Below are 20,139 nucleotides of genomic sequence, written 5' to 3'. Positions count from 1 at the left end.
TTGCCGTTTCATGTTTCACGGTTATTGCGGCTTTCGCAATGATAGCTGCATCAGCACGATGCGGGATTGAGGTAACGTTAATTAAACACAGAATATCTCACGTCTTATGTTTCTCCATTCATTATTTATGCTTACACCATTAACGAACCAGGCTAAATGATCGCTGCAGCCGCATAACGTTATACCGTACAAGTGTGCGACGCAACCGGGATGCCATACATATTGCAGCCGGGCTCAAAAGTATGATAACACAAAAAACCGCCTTACAGGCGGTTTTATTAGAAATCTTATTGAAAAGAAATTATTCTGTGGCAGGGCCGGGCTTTACAAGACCCAGTTTGGCTTCGAGGCTCAATGTTGCATGAGGAACGGCGCGTAAACGCGCTTTATCAATCAACTTACCGGTTACGCGACAAATACCGTATGTTTTATTTTCAATACGTATCAGCGCTTTTTCCAGGTGATCGATGTAAGTAATCTGGCGGCTTGCCATCTGACTTAACTGTTCTCTCTCCATGCTCATGCTGCCGTCTTCCATTGTCATATAACGGTTGTCGGTCTCATCACCGCCCAGGTCATCTTTCCTGGTAATAAGACCCTGCAGATAGGCCAGTTCTTTTTTTGCGGCTTCTAATTTCTTGTTGATGAGATCTCTGAATTCTGCCAGTTCGTTGTCACTATATCGTACCAATGGTTCGTTTGTTTTAGGTGAATCTTTTCTTTTTTCTAATGGTGTGTAACCGGGTTCGTACGGTACACTTGTCTTCACTGAAGTTTTTGGAACCTTTACCTCTTTTACCGGCTCGGGTTTTACTGGTTTGGGAGCTGGTTTAACCACCGGCGCCTGTTTAACTTCTGCCACTACAGGTTTGGTCTCTGCCTGTTTTTTTTCTTCTTTCTTTGCAACCGGCTTAGTGGCAACCGGCTCAGTTTTAGCCGTAGTTTTCACAGGCGTCTTTGCCACTGCCTTCGGGGCAGGTTTTACAACGGGTTTAGGAGCAGGTTTTGCAGCTTTTGCCGCTTTTTTAGGGGCTGCTGCTTTAGCTACAGGTTTGGCAACGGGTTTAGCTGCCTTTACTGCTTTCTTGGGTGCAGCTTTTTTGGATACCGCTTTGGCGGCTGGTTTCGCAATCTTTTTTGCCGGTGCTGCTTTCTTTGCTGCCGGTTTCTTTGTAGCCATAACCTTTTAACCTTTTTTATTTACACGCACTTTCAACAGAATATCATTTATCTCTATTTCAGTACCATTCTGCATTTCGGGCACCCAAGCTAAATCATCTGCCAGAATTTCCGCGCAAATATAGTTTTTAAATTTAATAATGGATGGTCTCAGCAACTCGTTTTCGACCAATTCTACGAATATACGGTCTGTTAATTCAAAACCATTATCTTTTCTAATATTTTGTATGCGGTTCACCAATTCCCTTGCTTCGCCTTCCTGCTTTAGTTCTTGGGTAATGGTTATATCGAGTGCAACGGTAAGACTGCCCTTTGATGCAACACTCCAGCCTGGGATATCTTCGGCTGCAATCTCTACGTCTGGCAAAGCAAGTTCTACCGGCAGACCTTCTATTACGAGTGTACAAGTACCGTCTTTTTCAAACTGCGAAATATCATGCTGGCTAAATTGTGCCAAAGTGGCTGAAACCATTTTCATTTTTTGTCCCAGCCTGCTGCCCAGCGATTTGAAGTTGGGCCTTATCTTTTTATTGATGAAGCCTTCTGTTTCTGTGATATATGATATTTCTTTCACATTTACTTCTGCTTTTAGCAGGTCTTCCACTTTTTCAAGCTGGTGCTTCATTTTAAGGTCCAGCACCGGTATCAATACTTTCTGCAGCGGCTGACGCACTTTGATATTTACTTTTTTGCGCAGCGACAATACCAGCGAAGATGCATCCTGCGCCAGTTGCATTCTTTCTTCAAGGTCTGTATCGATTGCAGCATCATTTGCTACCGGGAAGTCTGCATGGTGCACAGATGCAGCATTCAGTTTACCCGTTACCGCTTCAAGGTTGCGGAAAACGGCATCGCTAAAAAACGGAGAGATGGGTGCGATTAATCTTATGAGTGTTTCAAGACATTCATACAAAGTTTGATAAGCACAGATCTTGTCATGCTCATATTCCCCTTTCCAGAAACGACGGCGGCAGAGACGAACATACCAGTTACTTAAATGCTCATCTACAAAATTTTCTATTGCACGACCGGCAATAGTGGGCTCGTAGTCGTCCATTGCAGCAGTAACCTTTTTAATAAGCGTATTAAGCGATGACAATATCCACCTGTCGATTTCCGGTCTCTCAGTGAGCGGTATGTACGCTTCTTTGAATGCAAAGCCGTCTACATTTGCGTACAGCGCAAAAAACTGGTACGTGTTGTATAAAGTACCAAAAAACTTACGCTGTACTTCCTGAATACCGGCAATATCAAACTTCAGATTATCCCACGGGGATGCGTTTGTAATAAGGTACCACCTTGTTGCATCTGCACCATATTTTTCTATGGTTTCGAAAGGGTTGACAACATTGCCAAGCCTTTTGCTCATTTTGTTGCCGTTTTTATCCAACACCAGCCCGTTTGAAACAACTGTTTTGTAAGCAACACCCGGGTAGCGCTTTTCCAGTTCATGTGTGGCCATGCCCGTTCTTGCCAGTTGCTCATGTACTGATTCTTTCATTAAAGAGCCGAGGGCATGCAAAGTATAGAACCAGCCGCGTGTCTGATCTACCCCTTCTGCAATAAAATCTGCCGGGTAACTATTTTTAAACGTGCCAATATTTTCGAAAGGAAAATGCCATTGCGCATAAGGCATGGCGCCACTGTCGAACCATACATCTATCAGATCTGGTACACGTTTCATCGGTTTCCCTTTGCCCGATACCAGGATTATTTCATCTACGTATGGCTTATGCAGGTCCAGAATACCTTCATGCAGGTAATGTTTGTTTAAATCGCCACCCAATACTTCATTTGCTTTCCTGATGCCTTCATTTAGCTCCTCGATAGAACCGATACATATTTCTTCATCGCCATCTTCTGTTCTCCAAACGGGTAAAGGTGTACCCCAGTAGCGGCTACGGCTAAGATTCCAGTCTACCATGTTTTCCAGCCAGTTGCCAAACCTGCCTTCCCCTGTTGATTTGGGCTTCCAGTTAATGGTTTTGTTCAGTTCAACCATCCTGTCTTTAAGTGCAGTTGTTTTAATAAACCATGCATCTAACGGGTAATACAAAACGGGTTTATCTGTACGCCAGCAATGCGGGTAGCTGTGTTCATACTTCTCTACTTTAAAAGCACGGTTTTCTTTTTTGAGTTTTACAGCGATATCAACGTTTACATCCTGGTATGCAGGATCATCTTTGTAATTTTTTACATACCTGTTACTGAATTCACCAAGGCCGTCAACAAACTTACCCTGGCGATCTACCATGGTGAGGATGCCGATATCGTATTTTTTTCCAACTTTAAAGTCATCTGCACCAAAAGCGGGTGCAGTATGCACGATCCCGGTTCCATCTTCCGTAGTAACAAAATCAGCAAGCAAGACCCTGAATGCATTGGGATTATCTGTCTTATTCGCATCATATGGCAACAACTGCCCGTAAGCACAACCTTCTATATCTTTTCCTTTAAACCCGGCAAGGATTTTCCACGGCAATATTTTAGCTTTCTCATTATATTCTTCAAACCCTGCATTTTCACCTTCGGCTTTAAAGTACTTATTCAACAATGCTTTTGCCAGCACTACATTCACCGGGTTGTGCAGGTATGGGTTAAATGTCTTTACCAGTACGTAATCGATGTTTGGCCCAACAGTTAGTCCAAGGTTTGATGGTAGCGTCCATGGAGTAGTTGTCCACGCCATGAAAAACACTTCTTCATCATTTGCGGCCTGGAATAAGAACTCGCTTTTCTCATTTTTCACAGCTTTGAACATGACAACAGCACTGGTATCCTTTACATCTTTATAGGTGCCGGGCTGGTTTAATTCGTGAGAACTGAGACCGGTGCCTGCTGCCGGTGAATAAGGCTGTATACTCACGCTTTCATACAGCAGCCCCTTCTTATAAAGTTCAGCAAGCATCCACCACAGGGATTCGATGTATTTGTTATCGAATGTGATGTAAGGATCATCCAGATCTACCCAATAACCCATCTTCATGGTAAGTTCATCCCATTTATCCTTGTAACGCAGTACTGCTTCACGACACTTTTTATTGTATTCTTCTACCGAAATCTTCTTACCGATATCTTCTTTGGTAATACCCAGTTCTTTTTCCACACCCAGTTCAATCGGTAAGCCATGTGTATCCCAGCCACCTTTACGTTTTACCTGGTAACCGCGCATTGTTTTGTACCGGCATACCAGGTCTTTGAGTGTACGTGAAATAACGTGGTGAATGCCGGGCATACCATTGGCACTAGGCGGCCCTTCGTAAAACACGAATGGTGTTGCTCCTTCCCGCAATGCTACACTTTTTTCAAAAGCATGATGCTTACTCCATGCAGCCAGTATTTCCTGTTCGATAACGGGAAGGTTTAACCCTGAAAACTCTTTATATTTTGCGCTCATATCCTTGGTAGCGTTGTATTTCCTGATTTTGAAAGGCTGCGAAGTTAAGAAATATCAAACGAAAAGCTTTAGCACAAGAACGGCAGTTTATCGGCAAAACAGCACTTTTTGACATGGTGCTAATAAGTAGCATCAACTTTTTGCCTACCTTTCATTTCTCTTTAGAAAACAAACCGCATGAAAACTCTTTTCCCGATCTTATTTTTCTTGTTAACGGGCATGGGTGCCGCAGCACAGCGTAATATGAAGGAAATAACTCAATTGGTTTCTTTGAAAAGCGGTCTTTCAAAACAGGCGGTAGCGGATTCCCTTAAAAACATTAAACCGCTAAGTATTTTGAGTGACAGAACCATGGGGAACAAAACCGTTATTACCTGCCGCCTCGCAAAAAGTGAAGCCATGGGTGGCCGGGAAGCTATGATTTACCTGACTTTCTTAAACGGTTTACTTTCTGATGGCTACCTGCAGGCAACATTCAAACGCGCAGATTTTTACGACCTGGAAGATAATTTCAAGTGGATACGTACATACCTGAATGAAAACTGGGAAAAAGAAAAGGAAAAAAAGACCGCCTCAGCAAACCTTGTAAGTACAGGCTATGAATACAGTAAGGCAAAGCATGATTTCCAAAAAAATGCCAACATTAACCTGCAATACATTTATTCAAAACCGGGTAAAGGTGAAGGAGTGTACATGCTGCGCCTGGGCTGGATAAGCAGTATACCAGCGGAAAACATCCTGTATTAACAGGGCTTCGGTTTGATCTTCGCTTTGCCCAACAGTCATCCTGCAGTTGAAGAGTGCGACGCAACAGAAGCCCAAAAGAGCGCTACAGCCGGCTACATAATCTCTCTACTCTTCACCCGGCAGCGGGTAATACCAGCTTAACCAGTTCAAATAAAATTTCTGCTCAAAAAATCTTACATTAGGTTTTGCCGTATCTGAACAAAAGATTTTTGTTTTTGTCATTGACTATTAACGAGATGTAATGTGAGAAAACTGATCCTGTATATCATTTTTTGCTGTATTGTTTTTAATGCCAATGCAGACCATATAACAGGTGGGCAGATTTACTATACGCTAAAATCTGTAAGCGGGCCAAATTACACTTATGCAGTTACAGTAAAAATGTATATGGATTGTAATTCTTTTCGTGAATTTTATAATCCGGCTTATATATCTGTTTTCAATAAAAAAACCACAGCAAGGGTTCAGGATCTGATGGTTTCTCTTACTAATATAGAAGTGATCAGGCTTACAGATGTGGACGAATGTATAACCAACCCGCCGGTAGTTTGTCATAAAATTGGATATTATATTTTTGACATTACTCTTCCTGCATCTCCCGATGGCTATCTCCTGACTACCGAAGTTTTTTTTAGGGTGAATAATATGAATAATCTTGTTTCCGGTTACGATAATGTCGGTGCAACCTATACAGCCGAAATTCCCGGTACGTTCTTACTTACTGCTGGCCCTACAAACAGCAGTGCAAGATTTACAGGATCGGATCTTGTAATTATTTGCGCATCGCATGAGTTTGAATACAGCTTTGGTTCTGAAGACCCGGATGGAGATGAGCTGACGTACTCGCTTTGCAATGCATACAGGTCTGATAATTTTATGTTTGGAGTAGATCTTACACCCGCAGCAGCACCGCCATATCCATCAGTACCTTATGACCCTGAGTTTTCCGGAGGCCGGCCTCTGGGAAATAATGTACATATTGATGCAAAAACAGGATTAATAAGTGGTATCGCACCGGGACCTGGTACCTATGTAGTAACAGTTTGCGTGGAAGAAAAACGAAATGGAAAAATTATTGCTACACAGCGCAAAGATCTGCAGATCCGGGTAACCGACTGTTCTTTTACCTCTGCCACGCTCGCCGATCAATACCTGCTTTGCGATACCTCTAAGACGATTTACCTGGAAAATCTTTCCACCAGTGCCCTTATTCAAAGCTATAACTGGCGCATTACTGATAATGGAGGCGCAACGTTGTTCAGTTCTCCAGACCCAACCGCAACCTATAGCTTTACAGATACCGGCAAATACAATATAATGCTTGACATAAACAAGAACCAGAAGTGTGCAGACTCTGCAAACAGCACCATCCTGGTATACCCCGGCTTCAAGCCAGGATTTGACTATAAAGGATTGTGTGTGGACAAACAAACGCAGTTTATTGATATCTCATCATCTTTTTATGGCACAGTAAACTCATGGCAATGGAGCTTTACCGGTCAGGTTACACTCCCCGAAACTTCAACATTGCAAAACCCCGTCTATACATATAACAGCCTTGGCAGTAAACTGGTAAGTCTGGTCGTGGCGGATTCAAAAGGCTGTACGGATACAGTTTATAAAACAATTGAAGTGGTTGATAAGCCACCGCTCAACCTTGCATTCAAAGATACTTTGATCTGCAAACCTGATACACTTCAACTGGTAACCGGCAACACGGGAAAATTTTTCTGGACGCCGGCTAATCTTGTATCAAACGTTGCTGACCCAAACCCTGTGGTCATGCCTGATAGAACAACCACTTATTACGTAGAGCTGGATATTGATGGGTGCAAAAACAACGATTCAGTAACAGTTAATGTGGTAGATCATGTAACGTTGACCGCTATGCCAGACTCCACGATCTGCAGCGGAGACCCTACAATACTGCACATTGTATCAGATGGGTTGCAATTCAACTGGCAACCTGCGGACAAGCTTACCGATGCCTCTTTAAAAGAACCGTCTGCAACCACAAATAACCAAACCCTGTTTACCGTTACCGCAAACATTGGCAGGTGCATCGCTACAGATAAAATCAATATCACCACTGTGCCCTACCCTGTGGCGTTAGCCGGCAACGATACCATCATCTGCTTCGGCACCTCCGCGTTGCTGCACGGCTTTACAGATGGTAACCGGTTGCTGTGGTCGCCTGCCGGCCAGCTTCAGAATACAGCCTCCATTAATACCACTGCCCTGCCGGCAACTTCCACAACATATACCCTTACGGCATTTTATGACAAAGGATGCCCCAAACCGGGTATCGATTCTGTACGGGTAACTGTATTGCCTAAAATCAACGCATTTGCAGGCCGCGACACAACCGTTGTGGTTAACCAGGTGCTGCAACTAAACGGAAGTGGTGGTACTACTTATACATGGGTGCCAGCTGCAAATCTTTCCGCAGCAAATATTGCAAATCCGGTTGCAAGATTTTCTTATGCATCAGACAACGCATACAAACTGGTTGTTGGCAATGAAGCCGGTTGTCATGATTCAGCGTATATTCAGGTCAAAGTATATAAAACACGTCCTTCCATATTTGTACCCACCGGTTTTACACCCAACAAAGACGGCAAAAATGACGTGCTGCGGCCAATTATTGCAGGCATGCAAAAAATGGAAATATTCAGTGTTTATAATCGCTGGGGCCAGTTACTCTTTAGTACCGCCGTTGAGCAGCATGGCTGGGATGGTACTGTTAGCGGCAACCCTCAGCCAACAGGCACATACGTGTGGATGGTAAAAGCCATTGACTATACAGGCGCTCCGTACTTCACCAAAGGCACCACAACTTTAATAAGATAAATTGTTTACCCGGCTGCATTACTACTATTCAGCCCCGGTTGTGTCACTCACTTGTACGGCAGCAAATAATTCAGCATGCATACGGTTTTCGTCATTTTTACCAATAATGCGCAATATATAAGCATGCAGGACCCACTTGGTATTTTTTCATTAGCTTTAAACCAGCGATTGTAATATGAAAAAATCTTTTATTCTTTTTGGGATAACCACAGTGGTGTTGGCATTTCCACTCATTTTCAATAGTTGTGAAAATAACGGCGATGTTGTGGCAGACGGCAATGTTATGCCGGATAGCGTAAGCTACAATTTTCACATTCGTCCTATACTGTCAGACAAATGTTTTGCCTGTCATGGCCCCGATGGCAACAAGCGCAAAGCAGACCTCAGACTCGATATTCCCGAAGCAGCTTACGCAGCACTAAAAGAAACAAAAGGTGGTTTTGCCATTGTACCTTTTAAACCGGAAGCTTCTGAACTTTTTAAAAGAGTAGCATCAAAAGATACTGCTTTTATGATGCCGCCTGTTGAGTCTCATCTCGGCGCCCTCACTCCTTTCGAAATTTCATTGATAGAAAAATGGATTGCACAGGGTGCAAAATATGAGAAACACTGGGCCTTTACTGCACCAAAGAAAGCAGCGCTTCCAAAAGTTAAAGACGACAAATGGGTAAAGAACGAAATAGATTATTTTGTCTTAGATAAACTTGAAGACATTAACCTTGCACCCAACGAAGAGGCAGATAAAGAGCGTTTACTCAAACGCGTTTCTTTTGATCTTACAGGCCTGCCACCCACGCTCGAAATGATGGATGCTTTTATCGCAGACAATACACCCAACGCCTACGAAAAAGTAGTGGATCAACTCATTTCCTCTCCGCAATATGGCGAGCATATGGCTGTGCACTGGCTGGATGTTGCACGCTATGCAGACTCGTACGGCTATCAGGATGATAATATCCGTTCGCAATGGCCCTGGCGCGATTGGGTTATACACGCATTCAATGAAAACATGCCGTATGACTCTTTTGTAACATGGCAGATTGCCGGTGATATGCTGCCGCAGGCTTCCAACGAACAAATACTTGCTACCGGCTTTTTGCGCAACCATAAATACACAGAGGAAGGCGGTGTGGTTCCGGAAGAATACCGTATTGAATACCTGCTTGATAAAACAAAAACATACAGCAAAGGCGTACTCGGTATTACCATGGAATGTGCGCAGTGCCACGATCATAAGTATGATCCTTTTTCGCAAAAAGATTATTATTCCATGCTTGCCTTTTTCAACAATACCAAAGAGGCAGGTTATGAAGGCGATGTAAGTATTTCGCAGCCCGCCAAAAATCCTATTCTTACGTTGCATGATACCGATATTGTAAAAACCATGCAGTTCATAAACAAGAAAGATACGGGCAAACTGATGATCTCTGTAATGGGAGAGTTAAAAGACAGCGTGCGTAAAACATACCTGCTTGCCAGGGGGCAATACACCAACCCTACAGAAGAAGTACAGCCACATGCGCCTGCCTCTATTCTTAGTTTTGATACGGCCAAATATCCACGCAACAGGTTTGGGCTAGCAAAATGGACAGTTGATAAAACCAACCCACTTACTGCACGTGTATTTGTAAACCAGTTGTGGCAGGAGATTTTTGGGAAGGGCCTTGTAAAAACTTCCGGCGATTTTGGTATGCAGGGCGAGCTGCCAAGCCACCCACAATTACTGGATTGGCTGGCAGTTGATTTTATGGAACATAACTGGGATGTAAAACGCCTGGTAAAACAATTGCTCATGTCGGCCACTTACCGGCAGAGCGATGTTGCGCCCAAAGACAAGATGGAAAAAGATCCTGAAAATAAGTACTACGCACGTGGGCCGCGCAACCGCTTATCTGCAGAATCTATACGCGATATGATTCTTGCCAGCAGCGGCTTACTCAACAAAACAATTGGCGGGCCAAGCGTAAAACCCTACCAGCCCAAAGGTCTTTGGGAGTCTGCCACATCTGGCCGTGGCGTGCTGGCTACCTATAAGCAGGATCACAAAGAAGACCTTTACCGCCGCGGCATGTACACATTTATAAAACTCACCGTGCCGCCACCTTCCATGATTATGTTCGATGCCAGTAACCGCGATCAGTGCGAGGTGAAAAGGCTTAAGACAAATACACCGCTGCAGGCACTTATTATGGAGAACGACCCCACCATGCTGGAAGCATCGCGGGTGCTGGCGCAAAACCTTGCCACAGAAAAAACGCCTGCAGAAGAGAAGATCACCAAAGCTTTCAGGCTGATTGTTTGCAGGCGCCCGACAGACAAAGAAAACGCAGTGTTGAACGGTTATTACAAAGATCAACTTACGGCATTTCAGCAAAAAAAATTAAGTGCAGACAGTACACTTAAAGTTGGAGAATACACGATGAATGATAAGGCAGACAAAACCACATCTGCCGCACTTATGAAAGTAATAGAATTGATCTATAACCTGGAAGAAAGTATAACAAAGACTTAGTTTTTATCACCCGTTATTTAGTTCATTGATTTTTTTTTGAGCCCGGCTGTTGAATAAGCATTGAGCTTTGGTTGCGTCGCACACTTGTACGCCTGCATAAATAATGAGCTGCCAGCAACACGTACTAACCAAACCATTCAGCTTTGCGCATTGCCTCATCGTGTTGCCTGTAGGTACTCAAAGTACAAGTGAGTGACACAACAGGCGATGCCACAAGGTGCTGCAGCCGGCCACCAAAAAATAAAAGCTGTTTCCCATACGAATGATGCATACCGGAACAAATGCAACAAAATTGGCTTTGCCGCTTGTTTCGTTTTTCTTCTAACCTTGAAATCTTAATGTAAAGAACATGTCAAAAGAATTTATAGAACACAGGCTGAATATGAACCGCAGGCGCTTTCTTTCGAGAATGAGTTTGGGTATTGGCAGTGTGGCGCTGGGCTCATTGCTTATACCCGATCTGTTCAGCGGTAAGAGTGAGGAAGAAACCATTATGAGCGGTTTGCCACATTTTGCTCCAAAAGCAAAACGGGTAATATACCTTTTCCAAAATGGTGCACCGTCTCAGCTTGACCTGTTTGATTATAAGCCCATGCTGCAACAAATGCACGGAGAAGACCTGCCCGCCTCCATACGTATGGGGCAGCGGCTTACCGGCATGACGGCTGACCAGAAAAAATTTCCGCTGGCGGGCACTGTTTTTAAATTCAACAGGCACGGGCAGGCCGGTGCATACATCAGTGAATTGCTGCCTTACACGGCAAAAATTGCCGATGACATTTGCATTGTAAAAACGTTGTATACAGAAGCCATTAACCATGATCCCGCATTAACGTTTTTTCAAACGGGTGCACAGGTAGGCAACAGGCCTAGTATGGGTGCATGGGTTAGTTATGGTTTGGGAACAGAAAATAAAAACCTGCCGTCTTTTTGTGTATTGTTGTCTAAAGGCAAAGGAAATGGCCAGGGCGTTTATTCAAAACTGTGGACAAACGGTTTTCTCGATTCCACCTACCAGGGCGTGCAATTCAGCAGCGGAGATCACCCGGTGCTTTATTTAAATGACGCAGACGGCATAACAAGGGAAGACCGGCGTAAAATGCTGGATAAACTGGGTGAGCTAAACGAAGAAAACTACAAACAATTTGGCGACCCGGAAATAAGCGCCAAGATACAGCAGTACGAACTGGCTTACAGGATGCAGACAGCGGTGCCGGAAGTAACCGATCTTTCCAAAGAACCGGAATCTATCATCAAGCTATATGGACCTGAATGCCTGGTGCCTGGGACTTATGCAGCCAATTGTTTACTGGCCCGTAAGCTGTCTGAAAATGGGGTTCGCTTTGTACAACTGTACCACCAGGGCTGGGATGGGCACAACAACTTACCCGGCGAAATTGTAGGCCAATGCAAAGATGTAGACCAGGCCAGCGCCGCATTGATCACAGATCTTAAACAACGCGGTTTGCTGGATGAGACGCTCGTTATTTGGGGTGGGGAATTTGGCAGAACAAATTATTGCCAGGGAGAACTAACAAAAGATAATTACGGCAGGGATCATCACCCACGTTGCTTTACCGTTTGGATGGCCGGTGGTGGAGTGAAGCCGGGCATTGTATATGGAGAAACAGACGAATTTGGTTATAACATAGCTGAGAACCCTGTGCATGTACACGATTTTCATGCAACGATCTTAAACCTGCTGGGTATGGATCATGAAAAACTTACTTACAAACACCTGGGCCGGCGATACAGGCTTACCGATGTATCCGGCGAACTGGTAAAAGGAATAATGACATAAAAAAGGGCTGCTCAACAGAGCGGCCCTTTTGGGTTACATGCAATATGTTTTAAAGTCTTACACCTACACCTATACTAAATGTGCGATACTTGTTTTCGTCTGTACTGTTGTCAGTTTGTGTAGAGTTAATCTTGGTTAAGCCAAGACCATAGTTAACACCAATCATAAAACGGCTCACCTCAACACCAGCAAGTGCGTTGATACCAAAGTCAAACCTCTTTAGCCTGTCGTAACGTGCACCTTCCTGTTCTCCGGTTGTAGGATCATCATCGTTAAAATTAATTGTTTCACTGGTAGACGTTTTTACACCTGCCAGAGAAGCTTCTGTTTTTGCTTTACCACCAATACCCATCGCTGCATAGGGGCCTGCACCTGCATAAATACGTGCACCAGCACCTATCGGGAATTTTACTACCAGGTTTGCAGGTAGTTCAAGGTACAATGGATTAAAAGTTGTTTTGTAAAAGTTATCGGACTGATCTGCATCGTTTAGATACAAATTGGTTTTAGAACCTTTTCCGTTGAGCAATAATCCAGTCTGGAAAGACAATACCGGCGCTAAAGGAATGTCTGCAACAACGCCGACATGAAAGGTGCTGAGCGTTTTTGCCTCGTTTACAGAACCATTTTTGTTCTCGGTAATATTGGCTGCATTGTATCCACCTTTAATAAAAATTCCTCCGGGGTTTACTTTTGCATCCTGGGCTAACACAGAACCTGCTGTAATCGTTGCAATTGTAAGTAATGATAATACTTTGTTCTTCATAAAGTTTCAATTTGAAAACCTTATTTTTCCAAAAGCATGCCACCAAAAAATCAGCTCTAAAAATCGCCGTATAAGCGTATAAAATGTAGAAAAATATACCGCAGGTTTCTACAGCATGAACATAAAAGGAGAAAAAACATGATTTAAATCTTCACTTCGCCCGCTACTACCATACCGGGGAGGTTTGGTGTAGCTTTAACATTGCCTTTTTCTTCAACCGTTATGGCAAAGACCTGGGGCGTTTTGCTAACGTTTAACATTTTGCACAATGCTTCTTTACCACAATTACCGAGGGCGCCGGCGTTTACGGGTGTGCCGTCTATAATTGCCCACAGCTCATACTGTTTATCAGCAGGCAATGGTGCCAGTGAAGCAGACATAATATAAACATCATTTGTCTTTTTATTCCAGAAAACCGAGGCGAGATTATTCTGATCCGGCTTTACAGTTTTAAGATCTATTTTCTGCACATTGGTATCTTCTATAATAGAGAAGTTGGTGCGGTATACATCATTATTAGCCTGTAGTGTATTTCGTTCCTGCAGCAATGCAACATACTTTTCGTTACTGTCTTTATAATTGCTGTAGAAATAAAAATTCAGTGCTGTACTGCCGACAAGTAATATGATTGATGCCGCAGCAAGATAGCGCCAGAAAGGTTTGGCGGGTGCAGCCATTATTGCTTCGTCGTTTGTATTGGTATTGAGTTGTACAACCGGCGATTGCTTTTTGTTGCCGGTAAATTCGTCGGCCAGGGCAAGCATAATATTTTCCTTCACCAGCGGCGGTGGAGGCATAGCATTCTCAAAAGCATTGGCTTCCATAAGCGCGGCAAAGTCGTCGACCGCCTGCTTAATGTCAGCATATTGCGTGCAAAGCAGTTCCAGCTCAGCAGCTTCAGCTGCTGTAGCCATGCCTAGCACGTAGCTTTCAATTATACCACTTTCTATGTATGCCTTTGTATCCACTTAATTCTTTACTAGTTCTCGTAATTGCAATAGTGCGGCCCTGAGCCTGGTTTTCACCGTCCCTAAAGGAATGTTCAGCATTTTTGAAATTTCATCCTGGGTGTATCCTTCAAAATAGGAGAGTTCTACAAGTACTTTGTAGTCATCCTTTAGGGTATGAACCAGTTTGCGGAGGCCTATCTTATCGATGTTGGTAGCTGTACTGCCACCGCTTTCATATACGGTTTCTGTTAGCTCCCGGTTTTTTTGATTGTTTTGAAAACTTTTACTGCGTACTACATCGATGGATGCATTACGGGCAATATTCATCATCCATGTAAAAAGACGGCCTTTGGAAGCATCATAAGATTCTCCCATACGCCATATCTTAACAAAGACTTCCTGGAGTACATCGCTTGCCTGTTCTTTTTCGGGAACTATTGCCAGTATTACATTATAAAGGGCGCCGGCATAATGATCGTACAAATAACTGAACGCATTCTGGTGCCGCTCTTTCAGCAAAGCTACCAGTTCAATTTCAGTATATTTTACACTTTCCGGCATTAATGATGGGTAAACTTAAATTTTATTTAAAAATGCTGGCCGCCCGGCAATTCTGGATCTTTGTGGTGCATGCACATTGAAGTAAGTATATATGGCTTGAATGTTTGAATTCAGAACCATTTTTAAATGAACCGCTTTCTTCGATTGCCTGTGCCCAAAAAAAATGCTATAACAAACAAAAAACAATAAAGTTATGCGCAAGACCACTATCTCCCCGGCATTTTACAACCTGCGGGAGAAGCCTTCTTCTGCCGGGAGTGCGCCGGTGGCACATGCTGCATATAGTTGATGCAGTACAAGTGTGCGACGCAACAACAGCCGGGGTTTGCAATTTGCCCGGTTCATAATTATTACTTCGGGAAAACAACGGGTGATTAATGGCTAACCAACCAGCGCTTCGTAGGCTGCGGAATCCATTAAAGCATCTATATCTGCAACGTTGGCAACTTCCAGTTTCACCATCCAACCTTCTCCATACGGATCTGTGTTCACAAGCTCGGGATGTTTTTCAAGATTTGTATTTACTTCCAAAACCTTGCCAGCTACTGGCAGAAAAAGATCGCTTACTGTTTTTACGGCTTCTACAGTTCCAAAAACTTCTTCTGCATTCAGGTCTTTGCCAATACTTGCCACGTCTACATAAACAATATCTCCCAACTCCTGCTGTGCAAAATCTGTAATGCCTATCAATGCTGTATTGCCATCAACCACTTTTATCCATTCATGGTCTTTGGTGTATTTAAGTTCTGAAGGAAAATTCATGCGCTAAAATTTTGGATTACAAATATTGAATAAAAAACCTAATAAGTGTAGTCTTTTATTGTAAATAAAAATGCCGCTAAAAAGATGCCTTAATTGAGCATTTTCATTTTCATGCGTACATCCTGCGTGGGCCTGTCGTTGCCATCTTTTGGCAATGCTGCTATTTTATCCAATACATCGAGGCCTTTTATTACTTCACCAAAAACAGTGTAGTTCTGGTCGAGAAAAGGTGTTCCGCCAATTGTCTTATATATTTTGCGTTGCGCGTCTGTAAACCTGAAACCGGGATCTTCCTGGCGCACATTACACTCCATCATATTCAGCGCTGTATCGTTATAGGTTTGCCCCTGCACTATATAAAACTGGCAGTTGCTGCTGGCCTTATCAGGATTGTTATCTCTTGCTGCAGCCAGTGCTCCTTTTTTATGAATAAGGTTACTCCTGAATTCTGCGGGTATGCGCTCTGCACCCGGCGCACTGCCTGCACCTAATTGCTGGCCGGCCTCGGCATTTTTACTGTCAGGATCGCCGCCCTGTATCATAAACTGCTGAATGATGCGGTGAAACATGAGGCTATCATAAAAACCCTGTTTTACCAGTTTTATAAAATTATCGCGGTGTAGCGGGGTAGAATCGTACAACCGGATAACCATGGTGCCATAATCTGTAGTTAGCTGTACCAGCCGGCCTTTGGCAACCGGTGTAGTGGTTTTGGGTGCTGTGGTTGTTTTTGGTTTGGCGGTTTGGGCAAATGTTGTGTGTGCGAGGGCAAACACCAGGAAAACGAACACTAATTTTTTCATGCTGAATAGAGGTTTAAAATCCTTGCTGGTCGAAGTAAAGCAAAATATGGTCTTTTAAAAAATTTTCCTGCTCGGCAAGGCCCTTCACAGGCATATCTTTCAATTGCCTGAAATGTGGCCAGCCATCTTTATCATAAGCTTCAAGTTCGTACAAACCACTTTGCGATAATACTGTACAAACGGCTACGTGCATCAGGTCCTGCTTTTGTTCCTTGGTTATTTTTTCCTGCATAAAGTTGGTTTCCTGCATACCAATGAGAAAAAGAATAGCCTCCAGGTCTGGCTTTTTACCAAAACGCTCCACCAGTTTAGCCTCGAGGTTCCACCAGCGTTGCTGTAAATCATCATTCACATATTGCATAGCGGGCAAAGGTAGGGCAATGAAGGAATAAGCAGCAAAGCGCGGTTGAACCAGATGGCTGTGTGCGGGCAAACATTCATCAAATATTTGCGGTGATTCTTTTTGGTTGCAGGCTACAGTAGTACTATGAAGCTTTTGTTGTGTCACTCACTTGTACGTCCGGTACTTTATGCAGCAAACGCGAAGATGGGCACGCAACATTTAAAACCTTTCTCCCTTTACCTTTCACCGTCCACGCTCTACCTGTCACCCCCCACCCGAAAATATTCTTCGCCGTATGCCGGTTATAATGCCGATAAGTTACCTTTATCAACGCACGCCATAAAAAACATTATTATGAACAGAAGATCTTTTTTAGGTACTACCGCAGCAGCACTGGCTGCAACAGGGCTGGCTTCCGCAATTCCTGCAACGTTACAGGCAGCCGCCCGTAAAAAAGGCATCAGCATGCCCATCGGTTTCCAGTCTTACGTTTTCCGCGAAGAAATATCGAACCAGCCACACGAAACCATGAGCCGTCTTGCCGGTTATGGGTACAAAAATGTAGAGTGGTGCAGCCCAAAAGGCTACCAGGGGCCGTTTGCACCACTGGCAAAATATTCCGGTAAAGAACTGAAAAAGATCACCAACGATGCCGGTCTCGAAAGCACCAGTTGCCACTTTACCTGGCAGGAAATAACCAACGATGAAAGCCTGAAAGAACGCATTGAATTTGCACACCAGCTTGGTTTAAAACACATGGTTTGTTCCGGTGGTCTTGGTGCAAAAACCGCAGATGAAATAAAACAACGCTGCGCACAAATGAACCATGTGGGCGAAATGGTAAAGAAAGCAGGTATGATTGCGGGCTACCACAACCACAATGGCGAGTTTGATGAAAAAATTAATGGCCGGCCACAGTACGATCTTATGCTCGAGCAACTGGATCCTGCAATGGTAAAAATGCAGTTCCAGGTAGCTGCTATAACCTCGGGTTATAAGGCACAGGATTACTTCCGCAAATTTCCGGGGCGTTTTATTTCAGCACACCTGCAGGATTACAGTCCTACCGATCATACAAAAGAAGTAGTAATGGGAACCGGCATTGTAGACTGGAAAGATTTTTTTGCTGCTGTTAAAACCGGCGGGCTCCAATACATCTTTGTAGAAATGGAATCTGACCAGTCAATTATGCAGGGCTGTGCCGATTACCTGAAACAATTATAACAAGAAAAGAAACTATTTTATTCAACAGGCCGTAAGCACAATGCTTACGGCTTTTTTGTTACAAACTTTGAGCATTTTACCTCAACTTGTACAGTAATAAAACCATTTCTTCCATTATCTTTAAATCATTGTCCATTCTTTACAACGAATCTTTAAAACACGATTGTTATGGCAGCAGGAAAAATATTGATCATCACCGGCGATGCAGGCGAAAGCTTTGAAATCCTCTATGCATCGCACCGCTTAAGAGAGGTAGGTTTTGTGCCCGTAATAGCAGCACCGGCAGTAAAAAGAATGAACCTCGTAATACATGATTTTGAACTGGGATGGGACACATATGTTGAGCGGAAAGGCTACCTCGTAGAAGCAGACATTTCTTTTGATAATGTAAATACTGCAGACTACGAAGCGCTGTTACTACCCGGCGGCAGGGCACCCGAATACCTGCGCAACAACGAAAGCGTTATAAAAATTGTGCAGGAGTTTGCCCGTAACAACAAATACATTTTCGCAATATGCCACGGCGTACAGATCCTGGTAACAGCCGGTTTGGTAAACAATAAAAAAATTGCCTGCTACGAACATGTAAAGTTTGAAGTAGAAAGCTGCGGTGGCGTATATGTTTCTCCCGACGAAGCTGTGCAGGATGGCATGATCGTTACCGGCAAAACATGGCAATCGCACCCCGAATTTTACAGGCTGGTCTTTCAATGCCTGCAGGAATAAGCGCTGTACAACTATGAATATATACAAGCATTACACGCAGGCGCAACTAAACGACCAATACAACAACCGCCTGCATGTGCCTGATTTTGCTGCTTATCTTTCGCGCTGGGAACAAACCAGCCTAACCGTTGCTGCGCAGCACGCAAATTTTGCAGACATACCTTATGGCAATCATGCGAGGGAACGACTTGATATATTCCCAGGCAATAAGCCCTGTACCAAAGTGCTTGTTTTTATACACGGTGGTTACTGGCAATTGTTTGATAAAGCCATGTTTCATTTCATTGCACCTGCTTTTCTCCGTTACAACGTTACCACCGTACTTATCAACTATCCGCTTGCACCTGCCGCAACAATGGATCAGATTGTTGCGGCTACACGCAAAGCCATGCTGTGGCTGCAGCAAAACCTGCAAACGTATCATGTTCCAACAACCGATGTATACGTAGCCGGGCACAGTGCCGGTGCACATCTTGCTGCCATGTTAGCTGCTGATGCCGCATTAACAAACACCCACTTTATAAAAGGCATGTGTTTACTAAGCGGCTTATACAATTTAATACCCATCCAGCTTTCTAACCGCAACGAAATATTGCAGATGGATACCGCAACTGCCATACGAAACAGCCCGGTATATTCAACGGCTGTTAATACCTGCCCCTTGCTTATTGCGGCAGGTGCTGCAGAAACAGCAGAGTTTAAAGCGCAGAGCCAAGAGTTTTGGCAAAGCAGTTTGAAAAACGCCACACCCGCAGACTTACTGCTATTAGATGGCCTGCACCACTTCTCTATTCCCAACGCATTTGTTGATGCAGACAGTGCATTGCATAAAGCCATGCGACAATTGATGGATGTATAAAAAGAAAATTCAGTTTACAACGTGCAGTTATGTGGAAGCAATAAGGTGTAACCAGCGGCAGTGCTACTATTGAGCTTTGATTGTGTCACTCACTTGTACGTTCGGTTCTTTGTGCGGCGACGATATAATTCTATAACAGCATTGTAATTTATGTTGATTTATGCTTAGCCTTAACATCAATTACTGCTGGAGTAAAAGGTACGCTACTAATGATAAACTACATACTAACGACAATGAAACATACCGTGAGGCCATAGAATTGCAACTGATGCTGCACAATGCGGATATGGAAATTATTAAAACAGAGAACCTGTATCTCTTTGACGGGGAACCCGCATTTACAGCAGCGCAAGGACAATAGGAATTATACAATTACAGAACACGCTTGCTGAGTCAATCAAAAAACTCAAAGAAAAGCAACAGGAGTATACGTATGTAAACGCACTGATAGAGGTCAATTTTAAACCTCCGCTGAATTAAACGCGTAATTTTTGAGTTGTGTTTTTTACAACCAGGTATGTATATGCCTGGCTTTTTTGTTTTTACGTGTAACTGCGTTTTTAACTACTGTAAACACAAAGCCATTAAATACTATTTACAGTTTTACAAGACTTTTCATTTTACGAAAATGGAACTGCGTGCGCATTGCTGCATATATA

The 20,139-nt window shown here is 43.6% G+C and carries 16 protein-coding genes; 8 read left to right on the top strand and 8 right to left on the bottom strand.

Translation table 11 applies throughout. The annotated features are described in order from the left end of the window. Positions 1–301 precede the first annotated feature (301 nt). Both I5907_RS07745 and ileS read right to left on the bottom strand, forming a co-directional pair. Positions 302–1,180: a TraR/DksA C4-type zinc finger protein gene (locus I5907_RS07745; RefSeq protein ID WP_196990143.1), complete on the bottom strand. Its 879-nt coding sequence runs from the start codon at positions 1,178–1,180 to the stop codon at positions 302–304. Positions 1,181–1,186: 6 nt separating this feature from the next. Continuing rightward, the gene (gene ileS, locus I5907_RS07740) at positions 1,187–4,576 is read right to left on the bottom strand and encodes an isoleucine--tRNA ligase (RefSeq protein ID WP_196990142.1); all 3,390 of its coding nucleotides are present in this window, start codon (positions 4,574–4,576) and stop codon (positions 1,187–1,189) included. A gap of 177 nt (positions 4,577–4,753) precedes the next feature. Between ileS and I5907_RS07735 the strand changes: the two genes are divergently transcribed. The 4 genes from I5907_RS07735 to I5907_RS07720 all read left to right on the top strand — a co-directional run bounded on the left by I5907_RS07735 (position 4,754) and on the right by I5907_RS07720 (position 12,486). Beyond that, positions 4,754–5,323, top strand: coding sequence for a hypothetical protein (locus I5907_RS07735; RefSeq protein ID WP_196990141.1), 570 nt, complete (start codon positions 4,754–4,756; stop codon positions 5,321–5,323). A 243-nt stretch (positions 5,324–5,566) separates the two neighbouring features. After that, positions 5,567–8,173 carry a T9SS type B sorting domain-containing protein gene (locus I5907_RS07730; protein WP_196990140.1) on the top strand — a complete coding sequence of 869 codons (2,607 nt, stop codon included), beginning with the start codon at positions 5,567–5,569 and terminating at the stop codon, positions 8,171–8,173. A gap of 175 nt (positions 8,174–8,348) precedes the next feature. Further along, positions 8,349–10,685: a PSD1 and planctomycete cytochrome C domain-containing protein gene (locus I5907_RS07725; protein ID WP_196990139.1), complete on the top strand. Its 2,337-nt coding sequence runs from the start codon at positions 8,349–8,351 to the stop codon at positions 10,683–10,685. Between the two features lie 349 nt (positions 10,686–11,034). Next, complete coding sequence (locus tag I5907_RS07720; RefSeq protein ID WP_196990138.1) at positions 11,035–12,486, top strand: DUF1501 domain-containing protein; 1,452 nt, start codon at positions 11,035–11,037, stop codon at positions 12,484–12,486. Positions 12,487–12,535: 49 nt separating this feature from the next. Here I5907_RS07720 and I5907_RS07715 read toward each other — a convergent pair whose 3' ends face one another. The 6 genes from I5907_RS07715 to I5907_RS07690 all read right to left on the bottom strand — a co-directional run bounded on the left by I5907_RS07715 (position 12,536) and on the right by I5907_RS07690 (position 16,689). Further along, positions 12,536–13,252, bottom strand: coding sequence for a porin family protein (locus I5907_RS07715; protein WP_196990137.1), 717 nt, complete (start codon positions 13,250–13,252; stop codon positions 12,536–12,538). Positions 13,253–13,395: 143 nt separating this feature from the next. Beyond that, complete coding sequence (locus tag I5907_RS07710; RefSeq protein ID WP_196990136.1) at positions 13,396–14,166, bottom strand: anti-sigma factor domain-containing protein; 771 nt, start codon at positions 14,164–14,166, stop codon at positions 13,396–13,398. Positions 14,167–14,220: 54 nt separating this feature from the next. Then, positions 14,221–14,763 carry an RNA polymerase sigma factor gene (locus tag I5907_RS07705; protein ID WP_196990135.1) on the bottom strand — a complete coding sequence of 181 codons (543 nt, stop codon included), beginning with the start codon at positions 14,761–14,763 and terminating at the stop codon, positions 14,221–14,223. Between the two features lie 381 nt (positions 14,764–15,144). After that, complete coding sequence (gcvH, locus tag I5907_RS07700; RefSeq protein ID WP_196990134.1) at positions 15,145–15,525, bottom strand: glycine cleavage system protein GcvH; 381 nt, start codon at positions 15,523–15,525, stop codon at positions 15,145–15,147. 89 nt (positions 15,526–15,614) lie between these two features. After that, positions 15,615–16,328 (bottom strand): peptidylprolyl isomerase, encoded by a 714-nt coding sequence (locus I5907_RS07695; protein ID WP_196990133.1) that lies wholly within the window; start codon positions 16,326–16,328, stop codon positions 15,615–15,617. A gap of 13 nt (positions 16,329–16,341) precedes the next feature. Further along, the gene (locus I5907_RS07690; protein WP_196990132.1) at positions 16,342–16,689 is read right to left on the bottom strand and encodes a hypothetical protein; all 348 of its coding nucleotides are present in this window, start codon (positions 16,687–16,689) and stop codon (positions 16,342–16,344) included. Between the two features lie 336 nt (positions 16,690–17,025). On the opposite strand from I5907_RS07690, the gene I5907_RS07685 reads away from it, so the two are divergent. The 4 genes from I5907_RS07685 (at position 17,026) to I5907_RS07670 (ending at position 19,841) form a co-directional block, all read left to right on the top strand. Then, on the top strand, positions 17,026–17,895 hold the full coding sequence (locus tag I5907_RS07685; protein WP_196990131.1) for a sugar phosphate isomerase/epimerase family protein: 870 nt from the start codon (positions 17,026–17,028) through the stop codon (positions 17,893–17,895). A gap of 168 nt (positions 17,896–18,063) precedes the next feature. Further along, complete coding sequence (locus I5907_RS07680) at positions 18,064–18,621, top strand: DJ-1/PfpI family protein (RefSeq protein ID WP_196990130.1); 558 nt, start codon at positions 18,064–18,066, stop codon at positions 18,619–18,621. 13 nt (positions 18,622–18,634) lie between these two features. Continuing rightward, a complete protein-coding gene (locus I5907_RS07675; protein WP_196990129.1) occupies positions 18,635–19,480 on the top strand; it encodes an alpha/beta hydrolase in 846 nt (281 codons plus the stop codon). Between the two features lie 160 nt (positions 19,481–19,640). Then, on the top strand, positions 19,641–19,841 hold the full coding sequence (locus tag I5907_RS07670) for a hypothetical protein (RefSeq protein ID WP_196990128.1): 201 nt from the start codon (positions 19,641–19,643) through the stop codon (positions 19,839–19,841). Positions 19,842–20,139: the final 298 nt, after the last annotated feature.

Source organism: Panacibacter microcysteis (assembly GCF_015831355.1).
Lineage (GTDB): Bacteria > Bacteroidota > Bacteroidia > Chitinophagales > Chitinophagaceae > Panacibacter > Panacibacter microcysteis.
The sequence above is the reverse complement of the archived record's forward strand: the minus strand, read 5'-3'. Positions and strand labels throughout refer to the sequence as shown.

Excerpts from the sequence above, each read along its gene's own strand:
- I5907_RS07745 (WP_196990143.1), bottom strand. The coding sequence starts at position 1,180 with ATGGCTACAAAGAAACCGGCAGCAAAGAAAGCAGCACCGGCAAAAAAG.
- ileS (WP_196990142.1), bottom strand. The coding sequence starts at position 4,576 with ATGAGCGCAAAATATAAAGAGTTTTCAGGGTTAAACCTTCCCGTTATC.
- I5907_RS07735 (WP_196990141.1), top strand. The coding sequence starts at position 4,754 with ATGAAAACTCTTTTCCCGATCTTATTTTTCTTGTTAACGGGCATGGGT.
- I5907_RS07725 (WP_196990139.1), top strand. The coding sequence starts at position 8,349 with ATGAAAAAATCTTTTATTCTTTTTGGGATAACCACAGTGGTGTTGGCA.
- I5907_RS07720 (WP_196990138.1), top strand. The coding sequence starts at position 11,035 with ATGTCAAAAGAATTTATAGAACACAGGCTGAATATGAACCGCAGGCGC.
- I5907_RS07715 (WP_196990137.1), bottom strand. The coding sequence starts at position 13,252 with ATGAAGAACAAAGTATTATCATTACTTACAATTGCAACGATTACAGCA.
- I5907_RS07710 (WP_196990136.1), bottom strand. The coding sequence starts at position 14,166 with ATGGCTACAGCAGCTGAAGCTGCTGAGCTGGAACTGCTTTGCACGCAA.
- I5907_RS07705 (WP_196990135.1), bottom strand. The coding sequence starts at position 14,763 with ATGCCGGAAAGTGTAAAATATACTGAAATTGAACTGGTAGCTTTGCTG.
- gcvH (WP_196990134.1), bottom strand. The coding sequence starts at position 15,525 with ATGAATTTTCCTTCAGAACTTAAATACACCAAAGACCATGAATGGATA.
- I5907_RS07695 (WP_196990133.1), bottom strand. The coding sequence starts at position 16,328 with ATGAAAAAATTAGTGTTCGTTTTCCTGGTGTTTGCCCTCGCACACACA.
- I5907_RS07690 (WP_196990132.1), bottom strand. The coding sequence starts at position 16,689 with ATGCAATATGTGAATGATGATTTACAGCAACGCTGGTGGAACCTCGAG.
- I5907_RS07685 (WP_196990131.1), top strand. The coding sequence starts at position 17,026 with ATGAACAGAAGATCTTTTTTAGGTACTACCGCAGCAGCACTGGCTGCA.
- I5907_RS07680 (WP_196990130.1), top strand. The coding sequence starts at position 18,064 with ATGGCAGCAGGAAAAATATTGATCATCACCGGCGATGCAGGCGAAAGC.
- I5907_RS07675 (WP_196990129.1), top strand. The coding sequence starts at position 18,635 with ATGAATATATACAAGCATTACACGCAGGCGCAACTAAACGACCAATAC.
- I5907_RS07670 (WP_196990128.1), top strand. The coding sequence starts at position 19,641 with ATGCTTAGCCTTAACATCAATTACTGCTGGAGTAAAAGGTACGCTACT.